Genomic DNA, 17,926 nt, shown 5'->3' on the forward strand with positions numbered 1-17,926 from the left:
GCTTATGTATCCGCCACTTATCGCTTTTAGTAATCCATATTATTGGAATGGAATTCGTTCTTTCATTTTCAGGTGAATAACGCAGCAGGGGATGATTACCATCATGTCTGAGGGTCTCTTCGGGGAGTCGCGGATATTAATACAGTTACGGGTTGGTAAAAGGACTCTAATAAATGGCCGTTGAAGTAAAATTCGTTGTAGTACGACAGGGTGAGGAAAAAATGACTTTCACAACCAAAAAAGAAGCCGATGCATACGATAAGATGTTGGATTTGGCCGATAATCTGGCCGAATGGTTATCGCAGTCTCCTCTGTCGATGGAAGAAGATCAGCGTGAAGCACTGAGTTTCTATCTTGCTGAAAATAAAGATGTTTTAGGGCAGATTTTACGCGGTACTGCCCCAGCCGCAGCGGCGGAGCCTGTGGTAAAAACCAAGACAGAGAAAGCCGGCGCCAATAAGAAAAATGACAAAACCGAAGAAATTCAAGCGGCTTAATGAGTTATCTCCCGGCAAAATGGGAAAAAAGGATCTAGAATGAATCGTGAAATCACCTTCTTCAGCCGTTTTGAGGCGGATATTCTGGCGAATTGTAAAACCATTACTATTCGTGATAGCAGCGAATCCGATTTTCAACCCGGTGAAGTTTTGCGGGTTTGCCGCAATGAGGATGGCGTGTTCTTTTGCCACATTGAAGTGAAGTCAGTGACGCCAGTGACATTGGACGCATTAACTGAACGCCATGCGCAGCAGGAAAACATGTCATTGGATGAACTGAAAAAGGTGATAAAGGAGATCTATCCCGATTTGCAGCAATTTTATGTGATCGAATTTACCCAGTGCTAGTTCTGTAACGGAATTCACTCTGTAACCTACAACTCGATCTTTTGCTGTACCTCCGGATAGAAATAATAACGATTGGAGGAGCAATGAAAAAGACGGTATTCACTTTGACTGCGATGATGATGGCGCTGGGTAGCATGGCTGTATCGGCTCAAAATCACGATCAGGAGCAACGCACCGCGAAGTTGCCCACCTGCGTGGGATTGACTCAGGCCAAGGTGGCGACTCAGGTGAAACGTGACTTTTTGCAAAATCGCATTGTCCGTTGGGAGTCGGATAAAAAGCTGCTGGGAACCGCGACGCCGGTGGCTTGGGTCAGTCCGGATGATATCAATGGGAAAGACGATATCTGGGAAGTGCCGCTGACGGTTCGCGGGACCAAAGCGAATAAAAGCTACGACGTGGTGCTGAACTGCGTTGAGGGGACGATTACCTACAGTTTGCCGCAGTAACAGGTTAGATGCAGCCTGGTTTTATTCGCTAATGTTATTTTGAAAAACAGTGTCTGGGTGCCGCTTTCTGACTGAAATCCCGATTCGCAGGAACGGCATCCGGCACTGATTATAGTTTCTCCGAATTATTCAACCAATGTTTACATTACCCCTCGATACAACCCTTATTTATCATATGGTTACCATGACATCTAATTTGATGAAAACGTGCAGGTGCTCTTGGCATCGTGTGTTAATCGTGTCACTCTGACAAACATATATTGATACGGATAATTCACAGATGAACACACCTCCAAAGGCGATCAAACGCCCTCATACCATGACCTTGCACGGCGATACTCGTGTAGATGATTATTATTGGCTCCGCGATGATGAGCGGAGCAATCCCGAAGTTTTAAGCTACCTGCAGGCGGAAAATGATTTCACCGAGGCGGTGTTACGGTCTCAACAACCGCTGCGGGAAAGCTTGTATCAGGAGATGGTGGCGCGGATCCCTCAACAGGAAGCCTCGGTTCCTTATGTGCGCAATGGATATCGTTACCAAACTCGCTATGAACCAGGCAATGAATACGCTATTTACGTTCGCCAACCTAAAGAGGCCAATGCCGAATGGCATACGTTGCTGGATGGCAATATTCGCGCGGCAGACAGCGAGTTTTATACTTTGGGCGGTTTGGAGGTGAGCCCAGACAATCAGCGGCTGGCGGTTGCGGAGGATTTTCTGTCTCGCCGTCAGTATGATCTTCGCGTTAAACAAATCAGCGACGATCGCTGGCATGACGAAGTCATCCGCAATACCTCGGGTAATTTCGAGTGGGCGAATGATTCGCAAACCCTGTATTACGTACGTAAACACGAGAAAACGCTGCTGCCTTATCAGGTGTATCGCCATCGTATCGGCACCGATCCAGAGCTGGATGAGCTGATCTATCAGGAACACGACGATACTTTTTACGTCAGCTTGGAAAAAACCACTTCGGAGCGTTTTATTCTGATTCACCTCGGCAGCACCACCACTTCGGAAATCCTGTTATTGGATGCCGATGACGCTGAGGCGACGCCGCAAATGTTTGCTCCGCGCCGTCAGGATCATGAATACGGTTTGGATCATTATCAGCAACATTTCTATATTCGCTCGAATAAAGACGGGAAGAATTTTGGTCTGTATAAGAGCCTGCAGGCTGATGAAAGCCAATGGAAAACCCTGATCGAACCACGAGATGAAGTGATGCTGGAAGGGTTCAGCCTGTTTCGTGATTGGTTAGTGGTAGAGGAACGTAGTCAGGGGCTGACGCATCTGCGGCAAATTCACTGGCGTAGCGGCGAAGAGAAAACCATTGCCTTTGACGATCCAACCTACACCACTTGGCTTGACTACAATCCAGAGCCGGATACCGCGCTGCTGCGTTACGGTTATTCCTCCATGACCACGCCAAGTTCGCTGTTTGAAGTCAATATGGATAGCGGCGAACGGGTTTTGCTGAAGCAGCAGGAAGTGAAAAATTTCACGGCAGAACATTATCGCAGTGAACGGATTTGGGTGACCGCGTCGGATGGGGCAAAAGTGCCAGTTTCGCTGGTTTATCATCGCGATCACTTTAAGCCTGGTGCCAATCCGCTCATGGTTTATGCCTACGGTTCCTACGGGAGCAGCATGGACCCAGCGTTTAGTGGTAGTCGTCTGAGTCTGTTAGATCGTGGTTTTGTCTACGCGTTGGCGCATATTCGCGGCGGCGGTGAACTGGGGCAGCAATGGTACGAGGACGGCAAGTTATTCAACAAAATGAATACCTTTAACGACTTTATTGATGTAACCAAAGCCTTAATTGAGCAAGGCTACGGCGACGCCGAACGCGTCTTTGCTATGGGAGGCAGCGCTGGCGGCTTATTGATGGGGGCGGTGATCAATCAAGCTCCTGAATTATTTAAAGGCGTAGTAGCTCAGGTACCTTTCGTTGATGTGGTCACGACTATGCTGGATGAGTCCATTCCGTTGACGACCGGCGAATACGAAGAGTGGGGCAATCCTAACGATAAGGCTTATTATGACTACATCAAACAGTACAGCCCTTACGATCAGGTGCGCGCTCAGGAGTATCCTCATTTACTGGTGACTACCGGCCTACATGATTCCCAAGTTCAATACTGGGAACCGGCAAAATGGGTAGCGAAGCTACGGGAAATGAAAACTGACGACCATCAACTGCTGTTGTTTACCGATATGGACTCCGGCCATGGCGGTAAATCTGGTCGTTTCAAAGCCTACGAGGATATCGCACTGGAATATGCGTTTATCCTCGCGCTGGCTTAATTTGCCTATGATTCCAGATAATGCGTTAGGGTATGGCGCATGTCTGGGGTCAGATCTTTCACCGATTTTAGCATCCAACGCAGATAGTCCGGATCTTGCTGGGCTATCTGTTCAATGTTTTGCCCACGATACTTGCCAAATTTCAGCGTCCGTAATAGCAGGGGAGCCTGCGTCAGCTCAACCATTTTCTCAGCGCTCCAACCGGAGTCTTTAATTATGCGTTGCAGCAGGGCAGCGGTGATGTAGCAGTCATATAATGCGCGGTGCGGATAAAGATTTTCCGGTGGCGTAACTTCCAGGCGCAGGGCATAACGCAGATATTGATTACTGTATTTAATATCCGGATACAGTGCTCGCGCCAATTTATAGGTACAAATCCACTCGCCGCCCATTTCCGGCAATACGCCTCGGTCAAACGGAGCATTGTGCGCGACATAATATGGACTGCCTTGATATCGGCCAATGGCTTTGGCAATTCGAGGTTTACCTTCCACCATTTCTTCGGTGATATGGTGAATGGCCATAGCTTCAAGACTAATTGGCCTGTCCGGGCTGATTAAATCACTCATCGGATTAACGATTTGCCCATCAATCAGATCCAACGAAGCGATTTCGACGATCCCGCCGTCTAACCCGCAAGTCTCAGTATCAATAATGCGAAAATTCATGTGTTCTCCAGAGACTGACCATTATTCGGTTTTATCTGACGATCATAATGGACTGACTAGTCCCTGCCAACTCCCCTCAGTCAGGCGGGCAATCATCAGAGCCTAGGTGTTGTCGCTAATCTGGGCGATTGCGTTGCCTTGTTGGTCCCACTCTGCGTTTTTGCCCGTCGGTTTCAGCCTAATAAATTAAATTACAGGCAATAAAAAACCCGCCTGAGCGGGTTAACTTAACGTGATGAAAAACCTTTACTCTGCGCTGGAAGAAGATGCCTTCTTCGCACGTTTCTCCGCCTTTTTTTCGGCCGGAGTTTTCAGTGGTTTTTTCTTCGCGTTCTTTTTGCTGTCCATTCCCTTACTCATGGCTTGCCTCTCTATGACCTTCGGTTAGGTTGGTACGCATCATCATTAAGGCCCTAATAGCGAATACTTGCAAGGAGATAAAGTCGAGAAAAGGTTAACACACTGTTAATCATGATAATTATTAAAATATAATACTTGGTATTAACGAGGAATAGCGACATTAACATCCTTTGCCAGTGAAACCGATGTAATGATCGGTTATGGAATCCGCTGCGCATCTCCTGATGATTGACTCATCAACGGCGATAAAAAATGCGCGATAGGGATCGTATAACCGGTATTTAAATGATTAATCAGCGTTATTTGACCTCTTTAGTCGTTGACCCTTCTTCAGGCATAGGCTTTTATAGAGATGTGATCAATAACAGAAATGGAAAATGCGATGGGACAATTACGGGGACTCTATCCGGCTTATGAGCCTTACGATAGCGGTTGGCTGGAAACCGGTGACGGGCATAGCATCTATTGGGAGTTATGCGGTAATCCGCAGGGAAAGCCAGCGGTATTTATTCACGGTGGTCCCGGTGGCGGCATTGCGCCATATCATCGTCAGTTATTCGACCCAACCCAGTATAAAGTCATGCTGTTTGACCAACGCGGCTGCGGGCAATCCAAACCACATGCCAGCCTAGACAACAATACTACGTGGCATCTAGTGGAAGATATTGAGCGTCTGCGCGAAATGGCGGGTGTAGGCCAATGGCTGGTGTTCGGCGGTTCTTGGGGCTCTACGCTGGCATTGGCTTATGCGCAGAAGCATCCAGAGCGGGTGAGTGAGATGGTACTTAGGGGGATTTTCACCCTGCGTAGAGAAGAACTGCTTTGGTACTATCAGGATGGCGCATCCCGTTTCTTCCCCGATAAATGGCAACGGGTATTATCCATTTTATCTGAAGAAGAACAAAAGGATGTGATCGCGGCTTATCGCAAACGTTTGACATCCCCGGATCGGGCTGTTCAGTTGGAAGCAGCCAAATTATGGAGCCTGTGGGAAGGGGAGACGGTAACGTTATTACCCACCAAAAGCTCGGCTTCATTCGGAGAAGATGATTTTGCCTTGGCTTTTGCCCGAATTGAAAACCATTATTTCACCCATAACGGCTTTTTGACCCATGACAACCAGCTTCTGGATGATGTTCCATTAATTCGTCATATACCGACGGTTATTGTTCACGGCCGTTACGATATGGCATGTCAGGTGAAAAATGCCTGGGATCTGGCCCACCGTTGGCCTGAGGCCAAGTTACACATAGTGGAAGGTGCCGGGCATTCATTCGATGAGCCGGGGATATTGCATCAGTTGATGATAGCTACGGACAACTTTGCCAAATGATCGGGCTCCCGCGGGCTAAACGCTGGCGGGAACCTTTCAGTCGCCTTACTTGATTTTAGGCTCATAAGGCAGACGTGAGAATTTATTCGATTCGCTCCGATAGTGAGCCAGTCGCTGCAAAAAGTAGTCTCGCAGGCTTTCCGGCTGTTCACGGGCGACCAGCTCAGGGATCACTGGCATGTTATAGCGTTCTTTAAATGCCACGCCCGATGCAGCTAAATCGACGTTCATTTTTGCCGTTTCTTCGTCAGAAAGCTCTGCCAAGTTGTAACCCATCATTTTCTCCTCTTTCGACTTAAGCGGCGGATTGTATCAAATCAGCGTTGAAAATAATGCAGGTATCACCCTATGGCAAGAAGGCATGGATAATGGTAGGGAGGAATGGAGAGACAAAAGTTCGAGTCAAATAACAAATGAGAATGATTGGCGTTTATTTTAAATAATAAATTTAAAATAAGAATGATTCCGTTTATTATTGGTGCCTTGTTGATAATCGTTATCAGAGTTATTTACTTACTTAGTTTAAAATCAATTGATTGATTTATTTTCTTATATTAAACATATAGTTAACTTTTCTTGTTGTTTTTATTTTTTTAAATGTGAATGGGGTGTTTTTATTTTGTGTTTATGTTGGCATAATACGCGGAATAACTTCCTGCCAACCTGCATGATAAAAATTAGGGACTAATTATGTTGAAGAAAGAAATGGCTCAAAAGCTTAATGAGCAACTCAATTTAGAATTCTATTCTGCCAATCTTTATTTGCAAATGAGTGCATGGTGCAGCGATAAAGGTTTTGAAGGTGCAGCCGCTTTCTTGAAAGAACATTCGCAGGAAGAGATGCAGCATATGCAGCGTTTGTTTGAATACCTGAGCGGCACAGGCTCGATGCCGATATTGGGCACCATCAGTGCGCCGCCGGTAGAGTTTGGCTCATTAGCTGATGTTTTCAAACTGACCTATGAACATGAGCAATTGATCACCACCAAGATAAATGAGCTGGCACACGTTGCCATGACCACGCAAGATTACTCGACGTTCAACTTCCTACAGTGGTACGTTTCTGAACAGCATGAAGAAGAAAAACTGTTCAAATCCGTATTGGATAAATTGGCTCTGGTGGGTAACAGTGGTAATTCTCTGTTCTTTATTGATAAAGATCTGAAGAACATGGCCGCCAGCGCACAGATTCATTCTCAAGGTTAATTCTATCTTTTACGCTATAACCGCAGTTTATCTGTTATCGACAGAGGCTGCGGTTTTTTATTTTGTGTCATCCCTGCCTGAAACCATTTCTTATCTGTGCCTGTAAGCTCGACTTCATACTCTCAACTCATTATTATTCATGGCTAACATACGGAAACAGATGACTTCAAGTGAGCATCCGGTGGCTTTTCGACCACTTATCCGATGTCGGCAGTTTATTTTGTGTGGTATCTCACATGTAGTACATCCAACTGGAAGCGATCGGGGTTTACGCCGCCAATATAGGGTAAAGTTGGTAGCAGAGATCTTTTTACCCCAATTTATTTAAGGGACTTTATGTTAATTAACAAAGTACGTTCATCTTGCCGAATGCTTTCTGCACTGGTTGTTTTGTTTGTTGGCCTTTCCAGCCAGCAGGCTTTAGCTCATGCTCATTTGAAAGTGGAAACCCCTGCCGCCGATACAACGGTAAACGCAGCTCCAGAAGCATTAACACTGAATTTTTCCGAAGGGATCGAGTTGGGTTTCAGCGGTGTAAAAGTGACAGGACCAGATAACCACGCGGTGAAAACCGGCGCGTTAAAACTTGATCCGGTGAATAACACTCAGCTAATTTTGCCGTTGGAGAATGCGCTAAGCGCAGGGAAATACAATGTTTCTTGGCATGTGGTGTCCGTTGATGGCCACAAAACCAAAGGCAATTATAGCTTCACTGTAAAATAATATGTCTTTAGCGGCCTTATTTGTCCTGTGTCGCTTTGTGCATTTTATGGCGGTGATGCTGATGTTTGGTGTCAGCGTATTCACCGCCATATTGTCATCCGACCGTTTCGCTATAACATTACAACAACGCCTCAAATCCTTGCTGGCTATCAGTACGCTAGTAGCGGCATTATCTGCCGTCGGCCTGCTCTCCATTCAGGCTGGAATTATGGGGGATGGATGGGCAGATACCTATCAGTTCCCCGTGTGGGGGTTAGTGCTGGGCACACGTTTCGGCCAGGTTTGGCAGTGGCATCTCGCACTTTCTTTCATCAGTATCCTGCTGTTGTTTTTCAATCGAAAATCCTACTATTCGGCTTTAATGGTCGCCTGCTCGTCGCTGTTACTGGCAGGCTTGGCTTTTATCGGTCATGCGGCGATGCATGATGGCATGATTGGCTGGATACATCAGTCGAATCAAATTCTGCATCTTTTTAGCGCCGGTTATTGGTTCGGTAGTCTTTTGCCTTTGCTCGTTTGCCTGCCCTATACCCGCAATAGCCAGCATAAACCCGCCGCTATCCATACTTTAATCCGTTTTTCTAGCTGGGGTCATCTCGCCGTGGTGCTGGTGGTTGTCACTGGAATTATTAATAGTTTCATTATACTGCGTGGTTGGCCTTTGGATTTCACCTCGACATATCAGAGGTTGCTTTGGTGCAAAATTGCCTTGGTCACTCTGATGATTATCATTGCGGTAATCAATAGGTATCGTGTGGTCCCAGCAATTCGCCATTTACCGGAAAAAGCGCACTATTGGCTGGTGATGAATGCTTGGTTTGAGGTGGTACTTGGGGCCGCGGTTCTACTTTTGGTGAGCACCTTTGCGACATTCGAGCCAGTATAAGCGGCTAGTGCGCTAATTAGCAGGGAGCAAGGCTTGCTTCTTTAGGGTTATATGCAGGAAAATCAGGTCAATCAGCTAATTTAGGAATAGTTAACATGAAGGGTTTCGCGCTAACGCTTTCTCTTTTGCTTCTTGCCGCTAATGCTGCGGCAGCATCAAAGATTATCACGGTCAGTAAGTTTGAATTTGGCAAGCAATGGGCATTCACACGTGAAGAAGTGATGCTGGAGTGCCGCTCAGGTAAGGCGCTGTTCGTGATTAATCCCAGTACACTAGCGCAATATCCTCTCAATGAAGCAGCAACTGAGCAGATGAAATCAGGAAAAGTATTGGCGTCATCATTAGATCCGTTGGTTTTGGAAGATAAAGATAATCCAGGCCAAAAAATGAGCTTGCAGCCTTTCCAGCAACGAGCTCAAACTCTGTGTGAAAAATAGGGCAAAAGCGGATATACCCGCCGGGATAGCGATAGTAATAACTCCATAATTACCAATGAACTAAATAAAAAGCTATTAGTTAATCTGGGTGATTATCAAGTTATTATGTCGAAAGTTGGTAAAACGTGGGTCGTCAACTACGCTTAAGTAGTACGGCTGAATAAGCCTGCATGAAATGCCAACTTTTAGCGCACGGCTCTCTCCCAAGAGCCATTTCCCTAGACCGAATATAGGAATCGTATTCGGTCTTTTTTTAATCTATTGATTTTAAAGAAGTTATTTTATAACAAACGAAAATAAACGAAATTTCCACGAAATCCTATACTCGGCCTAAATTTCTACCCACTCATTTTTACGTGAATCCAGGTATACATTCGTCATTTTCATCGACTTGTGGCCAAGCAGTTTCTGAGCAAATTCCTTACCGTATTCTGCTTCATAAAGTCGCGATGCCAGGCTGCGAATTTCATGAAAGCTGGGTGGTGATATCTCATAAACCAGATCGGTAGCCTTCAATGCCTTAACAAATGCTTTAGTGAGCGAGTCGGCATTAAGTGCACCTGGTTCCCGGCCGGCCGTTTTACTGGCTGAGCTAATCAAGAATTCACTTTTACTTTCTATTAAACATTTTTCAATGATCTCCCCTACGCTGGTATTCATTATTTCCAACCGCAGTGATAGCGATATCGCTATCTGCATCTTGGTTTTACTCTGGACTATCCAAAGCTTGCCGTCATGCACGTCGCTTCTTTTTAATTGCCTCACCAATCATTCGCCTATTTGATAACGCACGATTCGACGATATGGTTTATTACAGCATGCCGGAGGGGGGCACACAGGCCGGAGCCGGTGTGGTAAACGGCGAAGCGAAAGGCGCAGTGGCAACACGTATTAGCGAAGGGATTTATCAGGTTAGCGGCGCACAAGGTTTCGCTCTTGAAGGTTGGCAGATTGCATTACTGACCGACGATAATCGCCAACCACCAACCACCAACCACCAACCACCAACCACCAACCACTCATCTGGGCTGAACGGGAAGTGGATGAATCTGGTGTTATCACTATCCGCACTTATCACCATGAACACCCCAACTCACTACTCTTTGCTCAAAATAAACGGGACGGTTACAGCGATGGTCAGCCGGTGGATATTTCCCATGGGCTGTGGGGGGATTTGCGATTGGAGATGGGGGAGGTTAAACTTTCGCCCGTTGGATAAAAAACCGATGGAGCGTATTGGCTGATGACTACGCTTATCCGGCATAGACACTGATTTTTTAAAAGGATTTAAATGTATGGATGAGCAAGAAATAAAAGACAAATTGGTTGGTCTTGGCATTAGTCGTTTAGATGCAATTACATTGATAAAAAGAGCAAGAAATAAAAAAACCACTGTAACGCGAGTATTTATTTCAAATTATATAGGGCTATATATTGGCACGGTGGCATTGGTTGGGGTTTATTTTTTATTTGCAAGTACAATGAGTGAAAAAGAATTGATTTCATTCTCTGCTGCTTATATACCTGTGCTGTTTATAATTTATTTTTTAACTCCGTTCTTGAAGGCGTTTTTCTGGAGTTTAAGAGTTATATTCTCTTTGAAAGGAATGTAATATGAGTAACGTTACTTTTTCTGTCTTGGAAAGAAAAAATAAGAAATTAATCGTATCGCAGTAAATGTCGCATTTTTATATTTGAGTGATTTTTCTATAAGTTCAAAGCAGCGTAGTTTAGCGTTTTTTGTAACCTGTTTTTGAGTATATTGGAAAATAACGTCTTGAAATGTATGCATGTCTTAATTTGGTCTCCTTTCCTTCAGAAAACTCAGCGGTCACTGACTGAGCTGGCTCTTTACATCTTTTTTCCTACTTGCTTGAAGCTAACTTGCTGTGTCTGCAAGTTAGCCTTCTTTTTTGCCCCGCTAGTGTTATACCGACCATGCAAACTCTACCTTGTATAGATAGAATGTTCGACGTTTTCAATTCGCACAAAGCTGCCCGAGGCTATTTCACAACTGGCGGCTTTGTGCCAAGAGCGGGCGTTCTGCTAATCAATAATGAAGTGGTCAGGCTGGAGAGTACGTTTAGCCAGTTTCTTTTGCAGAAGGATAACGATAATTGGGAACCCTGATGCGGAAATTGCACATACCGCCAGCAACATGTTCACATTTTGTGGTGCCATGCCATGATCAGGTAATAGATAACCGGACAGGAAAAATGCAACGGTTGTAATCAGATACATTATTGATGTTTGTAATGAAGAGAATCCAGCTCGTTGACTATCATCAGGAAACTGAATTGTAACCGCCGAAGATGAAACCAAACGACTGTAAGATGCACCGAGAAATAAAGTAATAAATAACGCCGCATGCTGATAGCCCAGCATTGGTATTAGCAAACTCAGTATAAAAACTATGGTTGAACCTGTAGCTAGAATCAAAGCAGAAAAACGGGAGGTTAATACGCCTGTAATTTTTGTAGACAGGTAACCTGCAACTCCCCCGCAGAAAAATAGCCAAGGCAACAGGCCTTGCGAAGCGCCCAACTGCTGTGTCATTAATGGTACCAGTATAGGAATGACCAGCATTGGACTAAACTGTACAAGCGCATTACTGGAGGCGAACAGTACAGTATCCACATTGAGAGGCTGCGTGCGGAGCTTGTCGAAAGAGACTGAGTCTTGGGGTATTACGGATACAATCAGTGGCAATCCTAACAAGCAAAGTGTACTTATTAACCACAAAGCGACATGCCAACCATAATTTGTACACAAAAATAATATGGTGGGCATACCTACAATGCTAACCATCGAAAATGAAGCAATCACCGTCGCCAACATTTTTCCACGCAAGTTAGCCGGTGTGCTGTTTATCAATATACCTATACCCACACCCATTGTCGTACCTCCAACCAACCCTGCACAGAATCGTAGTGCAAGCAGTAGACTAAAATTGGAAGTGAATGTAGTCAAAAGTGTCAGTAGTCCTAACAGGGCCATATTTGCGATTAAAAAATGTTTCTTATTGAAACGACCAATCCAGTAAAAGGCGATAACTCCCGAAAGGACTGCACCCAATGTGTACATACCGGAAACATAGCCTGAGAATGATACGGGAACTGCAAAATCTGCGGCCATAAAAGCAAAAACAGGCGTTAACGCCATGTATTCCAGCGCATTAGTGAACTGGATAAAAGCCATTACAATGGCTATCCGCACGAGGGCTTTATGATTAACCGGTTGTGTGTTCAGTGGCATAGCAAGCAACCTATGGATAAAAGATACCCTGAGTTTAACCGCTATCAATGGTGTGCGTTATATGGTAGAAATGGCATTCATTATTATCAAAAATGGGATAATTGATGCGTCCGGCTCTTGATTTTAATACCCTGAAAGTGTTCATTGCTGTGGTTGAAAGTGAAAGTTTTGTTGGGGCATCGAAAGTCCTTGAGATGCCGACATCAAATGTTAGTCGTTGTATTTCTCAGTTAGAAGAAAAACTGAATCTTCAGCTCATTGAGCGCAGCACCCGACATATGAAACTCACCCAGGCGGGGCACCTGCTCTATACCCGAGCGAAGCCATTACTGGAGGCGCTCGAGCAAACTGAGACAGAATTAACGTTGCGGCAAATGCAACTTAAGGGCCCATTACGCATCTGTATTCCCAATGAAATAGGTCCTGTATTGCTAGGCTCTGTTATTGCCGATTTCGCCTGTCAGTATCCGGATCTGGAGATCAGCTGTGTCACAAATTTGTCAGGTTTCGAATCCCTGCGAGAGGATCTGGATTTAGCTATCATTATTACTCGTGGCCAGATGGATGACAGTGACTACATAGCACGTCATCTGGTGAGTATCCCATGCACTATCGTTGCCGCCCCCTCAGTCATTCAGCGTTATGGCACTCCTTCTCACATTCAGCAATTTGAAGAATTACCCTGTATTACAACGGTAAGTGCTCTGAAAGGTGCGCCTTGGCAGTTTGTCAATAAAAAGGGAGGATTCGAGACAATTAAGGTCAAAGGGCGTTATCGGGTAAACAGCGGAGAGATGGCAGGACGAGCTGCGCTAGCAGGCATCGGTTTTGCAATTTTATCGAAACAAGCCTGCCAACCCTACATTAGCGATGGACGGTTAATCGAGGTTGAGTTTGAACAATCGGCAGCCCCATTGCAATTGTTCGCACTTTATTCAGATCGGCGTTACTTGCCCGCTAAAACAAGAACGCTTATTGATTTCATGCATCAGAAATTGAGTAATATATCCTTAGCAACATAAGGTGGCATTGAGTCTCCACAGAAAGTCCAATTGGCACCTGAATCACTACTTGACACAGAACGTCCGCTTCTTGCCCGAAGCAGACGTAGCGGTTGACTAATATATGCACGAAAGCGGTATTATAACTTCCAGAGTGAAATATAAACTAAGTAATGATGTGGGAGCGATGATGAAACGAGATGAATTATTCAGCTACGCACGGGAGCATTTTAAATCTGAGCCGGAATATCTCTGGAGCAAGTTTCCGGGCTATGCAGTACTTCGGCATCACGACGGAAATAAATGGTTCGGTATCGTGATGAATGTCTCTGGCACTAAGCTGGGTCTGAATACTGATGATGAGTTAGATATACTCGAAGTGAAAGCCAGGCCCGAACACATCGGCTCATTGCGTAAAAAAGATGGCATCTTACCCGCTTATCACATGAACAAAGAGCATTGGGTTAGCGTACTTCTTTCCGGTTCGTTATCTCCGAACGAAATATACGAGCTGCTCGCAGATAGCCATGATCTGACCTCTTGTAAAAATAGATCAAAACGGCGTTAATGAAAGAGATGGGCCCATACTAAAAGCAATATACTCCCAAAATATTTATTATTTTATGGCCACTAGGGATACGAAAGTGCTTTTGTCTTCAGCGAGTACTGAACTTACGTTTTTCGCTCTTAGCCGACGGTCAGATTGAGTTACGTCCAATCATATTACAGGATCAATAATTATCTGAGGGCGTCATTCACGATGACGAACAGAGCCAATAACAGAATAAATCCGATGATACCCCAAATGACACCCGTGTTACTGTCCCTATGCATATTGCCTTTAGCTGCCAGCAGGTAAGCTGCGATAACAAATGGGATGCAAAGAGCAGGATGAATGGTGTTCATTATGGCTGCTAGTATTAGGCATACTATGAATAGAGTGGAAGTCATTTTTTCCTTAAATTGTCGCCCGAAATTCCTCGAAATCCTATACTCGGCCTAAATTTCTACCCACTCATTTTGACGTGAATCCAGGTATACATTCGTCATTTTCATCGATTTGTGTCCAAGCAATTTCTGTGCAAACCCCTTACCGTATTCCGCTTCATACAACCGCGATACTAGGCTGCGGAGTTCATGAAAACTGGGTGGCGATATCTCATAAACCAGATCGGTCGCCTTTAATGCTTTAACAAATGCTTTGGTGAGTGAATCTGCATTTAATGCGCCAAGCTCCCGTCCGGTCAGTTTTACTGGCTGAGCTAATCAAAAATTTACTTTTACTTTCCATTAAACATTTTTCAATGGTCTCCCTTACGCTGGTATCCATTATTTCCAACCACAGGGATACCGCTATCTGCAACTTGGTTTTACTCTGGATTGTCCAAAGCTTGCCATCATGCGCGTCGCTTCTATCTAATTGCTGCACATCATCACGGTGTTGGTCGGTAGTCTCGTAAATTTTGCAAAAAGCTGCATAGTCGAGCCGTTCCCGTTTAATTTTTGGTGACGGCGTGCATGTTGCTTCCACTGGATTGGTGCTAATTAAACCATCAGCTATCGCCTCTCTAAAAACATCCGATAAAACAGAGCGCAGATTTACCGCCATCGCACTTTTACCGCTCTCGACAGAGGTATTAATAAAATCAGCGATATGCTCAGTGGTAACAGCCTCGATCGGTTTATCTCCAAATTCTTGGTGGATATATCCGATTTGCAGGACTCGCATTTTCATGGTGTTCTCTGCCAACTCGCGACGGTATTAACTTCGGCTTACCCCGCGTTGCAGCGTTTGAGTGGTTGGGCACTTGTTGTGGTAAGTTTCTACAGCCCATTCTTCTAAAGGCAGTAGCTTGGTCATTGGTCTTTCCTCAGTAGGAAAGGGCGCGGCAGTGCTACGCCCTTATTTTGGTCGCTTTGTCTGGGGGAAAAGGGCTGTGAATTTTGGGGCAGCCCGAATTACTGATAGACAGTTAAATGAAATATGCCGGCGAGTAGGAGAAGAAATACGATAAACAGGCAGAGGATCGCAGACCCCAGTGAGAACTTAACGCTCAGCGCGTTAGAAATTTCAGCTCGGAGTTTCTTCATCGTTAGCCACCAGTGATTCGTAAAATGCTGTTGACAGGCCGGTATTCATACTGTTTGGGTAGTCCTTGCTGACGAACATCAGTCGCGCAATTGTTTTTGTCAGGATAAACATAACCCTGAGATTCGTATTGGCTGGGTGGGAAGGTGTCGCAGACATTTAAAAACAATCCAAACATGAGGTAGTTTGTCCTTAGCGGTTGGTTTCCGAAAATGGGAGAAATTGGCAAGGATATATTTGAGAGTGAGAGTCTAACGGAGCGAATCTCTACGCTTCGCTAACCAACCGGCAAATAATTTCTAGCTTAGCTGGCAGTACGCGATGGCAGGGTACGCAAAGTTAATCACCCGGCAGAATCGGAGGAGCAGGCTGCGCTTATTGAATGAGCAGATAAAACTATTATCGATGGTATCTGTGTCGGGAATTATCTGATTCACATTTCCAATGAGGGCAAGCGTGGGCCATAGGCGGCTAGGGATGCTTGACCTCTGGGGCTAAGGAACGGTGTGCCGGATTTGTTTCTAGTGCTGTTGCATGGCGGGTATACAGGATTGTGAATCGAGATTGTAGTGATAGAAGCGCAGGCTGAGTGGATATCTCGGCTAACGATCGTGGGATGTACGGCTAAAGCTTGTTATGGATTAAACATGCCCAAGTACAGATCCAATATCACCTATCCTAAATTAATTATAAAAATGGATGTTTAGGAATTTTTAAAAGTGTTTTATATCCGTGGCTCAACTCTAATTAATCGCAGATAGTTATTATATTTTAGACTGGAGTGAGAAGATGTCATTAATTATTTTGTGATTTCAATCATATAAAATTAATATTTAGTTACATTAGTTGATAAGATATGGCTTGAGCTGTAAATTAGCCACAAATAAAATTTCTGTAAGATAATCATGAGCAATAAACCAGCCGAGCAACAATTTTTTTGGGTTAATCACAAACAGACATTCAAGATTGCCCGTAAAGAGGGATTTATTTGGGCACCTTGTCGGGCTAAAGATGGAAAACCAAAACCAGCGTACGATACGCTCAAATTAGTCAATACTGGTGACATAATATTTTCCTATGCATTTACTAAAATAGGTGCAGTTGGTGTTGCTAAGTCCAATTGCTATGACGCTATGCAACCTCCTGCCTTCGATAGCTTTTGGGACGATCAAGGGTGGAAGGTTGATGTTGAGTTTACAACGTTAAATACTCCTATCTTTCCAAAGGAACATCTCGCGGAAATCGCACCATTATTACCTGATACTCATTCGCCAATAAAGCCGCATAATGGCAATGGTAATGAGATGTACCTTTCAAAAATCAGCCCTGAACTGGGCCATTTACTGTTAAAGATTTGCAAATCAGCCAGTTTAATGCAACAAAATGATGTTTCTGATTATCAAGAAATTGAAAAGGATATTACTGAAATTAAAGCTCGTAAGCTTGGTGACGCTACAACCACTGAAAAATTAATCCAGGCAAGGGTGGGGCAGGGTTTATTTCGCCAAGATGTACTTAGGCACTATCCTGAATGTCCAGTGACAGGCGTGTCTATGCACGAATTACTGCGAGCAAGTCATATTAAGCCTTGGAGATATTGTACTGATGAAGAGCGTTTAGACCCATATAATGGGTTGATGCTGGCTGCGCATGTAGATGTATTGTTCGATAAAGGATTTATCAGTTTTTCTAGTCAGGGGGAAATGCTTATCGGAGATAAACCATTAATTCATGAGATAATAGAAAAGCTTAATATAAAAACAGATGTAAAAATAAAGGTGAGCAACAAATCAATTAATTATCTTAAGTGGCATAGGGATATTCTATTCAATAATTATGTTTATGATAAGTGAATTTTTTATGCTTATTGTGGATGATGAGATGTTATTGGTTTTTTTTAATGAACAATGGATAGATGCTGACTGATCAAAATGACTCTAATAATTGCTGTGATTCATAGTATGAACTAAAAAATCAGTCTTTTGAGCTTAAAACACAGGACTGGCCAATGATCACAGCAATTGAACAACTCATTTAAATGCACGTTCCGCGCTGTATCAGCATTGAATCGCTGAACATTGGCCGAGGTTGTGCCGTTCTGACCACAGGCCAAATATTAAGAACTTTCGCTTCCAGCCAATGCTATTGGCTGGCTCTCTAATTAACCGGTAACGCAACTTTGCCAATTTCATGTCACTAATGTGACAAAGCCCCATAAAGTGCCATTTTGCTGAAAAGTGTCTCAATAGTGTTTATATGAGGAGAATGTAACGTCGGGATGAGACAAACAAACCCAATGAGACAAAAACACTGTCTTATTGGGTTGTCTATTTTAGATTTACTCATACAGAATAACAGCTACT

The 17,926-nt window shown here is 44.4% G+C and carries 20 protein-coding genes; 14 read left to right on the forward strand and 6 right to left on the reverse strand.

The genetic code is table 11. From position 1 onward, the window contains the following. Positions 1 to 173: 173 nt before the first annotated feature. The 4 genes from AD970_RS14530 to AD970_RS14545 all read left to right on the forward strand — a co-directional run bounded on the left by AD970_RS14530 (position 174) and on the right by AD970_RS14545 (position 3,605). Positions 174 to 497, forward strand: coding sequence for a YebG family protein (locus AD970_RS14530; RefSeq protein WP_049600503.1), 324 nt, complete (start codon positions 174 to 176; stop codon positions 495 to 497). A gap of 39 nt (positions 498 to 536) precedes the next feature. After that, positions 537 to 845 (forward strand): N(4)-acetylcytidine aminohydrolase, encoded by a 309-nt coding sequence (gene yqfB, locus AD970_RS14535; RefSeq protein WP_049600506.1) that lies wholly within the window; start codon positions 537 to 539, stop codon positions 843 to 845. 83 nt (positions 846 to 928) lie between these two features. After that, entirely contained in the window at positions 929 to 1,294 is a 366-nt protein-coding gene (yebF, locus tag AD970_RS14540; protein ID WP_049600509.1) for a protein YebF, read from the forward strand. A gap of 280 nt (positions 1,295 to 1,574) precedes the next feature. Then, on the forward strand, positions 1,575 to 3,605 hold the full coding sequence (locus AD970_RS14545; protein ID WP_049600511.1) for a S9 family peptidase: 2,031 nt from the start codon (positions 1,575 to 1,577) through the stop codon (positions 3,603 to 3,605). A 5-nt stretch (positions 3,606 to 3,610) separates the two neighbouring features. Here the strand turns inward: AD970_RS14545 and exoX are convergent, their stop codons facing one another. Continuing rightward, positions 3,611 to 4,273, reverse strand: a complete 663-nt coding sequence (gene exoX / locus AD970_RS14550; protein WP_049600513.1) for an exodeoxyribonuclease X — start codon at positions 4,271 to 4,273, stop codon at positions 3,611 to 3,613. A 742-nt stretch (positions 4,274 to 5,015) separates the two neighbouring features. On the opposite strand from exoX, the gene pip reads away from it, so the two are divergent. Next, on the forward strand, positions 5,016 to 5,966 hold the full coding sequence (gene pip, locus AD970_RS14555) for a prolyl aminopeptidase (RefSeq protein ID WP_049600516.1): 951 nt from the start codon (positions 5,016 to 5,018) through the stop codon (positions 5,964 to 5,966). Positions 5,967 to 6,011: 45 nt separating this feature from the next. On the opposite strand, the gene AD970_RS14560 is transcribed toward pip, so the two are convergent. Further along, the gene (locus AD970_RS14560; protein WP_049600519.1) at positions 6,012 to 6,242 is read right to left on the reverse strand and encodes a DNA polymerase III subunit theta; all 231 of its coding nucleotides are present in this window, start codon (positions 6,240 to 6,242) and stop codon (positions 6,012 to 6,014) included. Positions 6,243 to 6,656: 414 nt separating this feature from the next. Here AD970_RS14560 and ftnA point away from each other — a divergent pair, with 414 nt between their 5' ends. The 4 genes from ftnA (at position 6,657) to AD970_RS14580 (ending at position 9,218) form a co-directional block, all read left to right on the forward strand. Further along, the gene (gene ftnA / locus AD970_RS14565) at positions 6,657 to 7,172 is read left to right on the forward strand and encodes a non-heme ferritin (RefSeq protein WP_049600522.1); all 516 of its coding nucleotides are present in this window, start codon (positions 6,657 to 6,659) and stop codon (positions 7,170 to 7,172) included. A gap of 336 nt (positions 7,173 to 7,508) precedes the next feature. Then, positions 7,509 to 7,895: a CopC domain-containing protein YobA gene (yobA, locus tag AD970_RS14570; protein ID WP_049600525.1), complete on the forward strand. Its 387-nt coding sequence runs from the start codon at positions 7,509 to 7,511 to the stop codon at positions 7,893 to 7,895. A gap of 1 nt (position 7,896) precedes the next feature. Then, positions 7,897 to 8,781 (forward strand): copper homeostasis membrane protein CopD, encoded by an 885-nt coding sequence (copD, locus tag AD970_RS14575; protein ID WP_049600528.1) that lies wholly within the window; start codon positions 7,897 to 7,899, stop codon positions 8,779 to 8,781. A 95-nt stretch (positions 8,782 to 8,876) separates the two neighbouring features. Next, positions 8,877 to 9,218: a YebY family protein gene (locus AD970_RS14580; RefSeq protein ID WP_049600531.1), complete on the forward strand. Its 342-nt coding sequence runs from the start codon at positions 8,877 to 8,879 to the stop codon at positions 9,216 to 9,218. A 330-nt stretch (positions 9,219 to 9,548) separates the two neighbouring features. Here AD970_RS14580 and AD970_RS14585 read toward each other — a convergent pair whose 3' ends face one another. Next, entirely contained in the window at positions 9,549 to 9,917 is a 369-nt protein-coding gene (locus tag AD970_RS14585) for a tyrosine-type recombinase/integrase (RefSeq protein WP_235786945.1), read from the reverse strand. Here AD970_RS14585 and AD970_RS14590 point away from each other — a divergent pair. Then, the gene (locus AD970_RS14590) at positions 9,893 to 10,462 is read left to right on the forward strand and encodes a phage tail fiber protein (RefSeq protein ID WP_456294429.1); all 570 of its coding nucleotides are present in this window, start codon (positions 9,893 to 9,895) and stop codon (positions 10,460 to 10,462) included. The genes AD970_RS14585 and AD970_RS14590 overlap by 25 nt on opposite strands. 51 nt (positions 10,463 to 10,513) lie before the next feature. After that, the gene (locus AD970_RS14595) at positions 10,514 to 10,831 is read left to right on the forward strand and encodes a hypothetical protein (protein ID WP_049600537.1); all 318 of its coding nucleotides are present in this window, start codon (positions 10,514 to 10,516) and stop codon (positions 10,829 to 10,831) included. Positions 10,832 to 11,264: 433 nt separating this feature from the next. Here the strand turns inward: AD970_RS14595 and AD970_RS14600 are convergent, their stop codons facing one another. Continuing rightward, entirely contained in the window at positions 11,265 to 12,473 is a 1,209-nt protein-coding gene (locus tag AD970_RS14600; protein WP_049600540.1) for an MFS transporter, read from the reverse strand. A gap of 104 nt (positions 12,474 to 12,577) precedes the next feature. Between AD970_RS14600 and AD970_RS14605 the strand changes: the two genes are divergently transcribed. After that, positions 12,578 to 13,495, forward strand: coding sequence for a LysR family transcriptional regulator (locus tag AD970_RS14605; protein ID WP_049600543.1), 918 nt, complete (start codon positions 12,578 to 12,580; stop codon positions 13,493 to 13,495). A gap of 169 nt (positions 13,496 to 13,664) precedes the next feature. Beyond that, complete coding sequence (locus AD970_RS14610) at positions 13,665 to 14,042, forward strand: MmcQ/YjbR family DNA-binding protein (protein ID WP_049600545.1); 378 nt, start codon at positions 13,665 to 13,667, stop codon at positions 14,040 to 14,042. A gap of 431 nt (positions 14,043 to 14,473) precedes the next feature. Here the strand turns inward: AD970_RS14610 and AD970_RS20595 are convergent, their stop codons facing one another. Together AD970_RS20595 and AD970_RS14620 are read right to left on the reverse strand one after the other, a co-directional pair. Continuing rightward, complete coding sequence (locus tag AD970_RS20595; RefSeq protein WP_408068310.1) at positions 14,474 to 14,722, reverse strand: tyrosine-type recombinase/integrase; 249 nt, start codon at positions 14,720 to 14,722, stop codon at positions 14,474 to 14,476. Next, positions 14,664 to 15,209, reverse strand: coding sequence for a phage integrase central domain-containing protein (locus tag AD970_RS14620; RefSeq protein WP_235786941.1), 546 nt, complete (start codon positions 15,207 to 15,209; stop codon positions 14,664 to 14,666). Before AD970_RS14620 ends, AD970_RS20595 begins: the two co-directional genes overlap by 59 nt. A gap of 1,259 nt (positions 15,210 to 16,468) precedes the next feature. Here AD970_RS14620 and AD970_RS14625 point away from each other — a divergent pair. Continuing rightward, positions 16,469 to 17,416 (forward strand): HNH endonuclease, encoded by a 948-nt coding sequence (locus tag AD970_RS14625; protein WP_049600551.1) that lies wholly within the window; start codon positions 16,469 to 16,471, stop codon positions 17,414 to 17,416. The last annotated feature ends 510 nt before the right edge of the window (positions 17,417 to 17,926 follow it).

Source organism: Yersinia nurmii, from assembly GCF_001112925.1.
Classification (GTDB): domain Bacteria; phylum Pseudomonadota; class Gammaproteobacteria; order Enterobacterales; family Enterobacteriaceae; genus Yersinia; species Yersinia nurmii.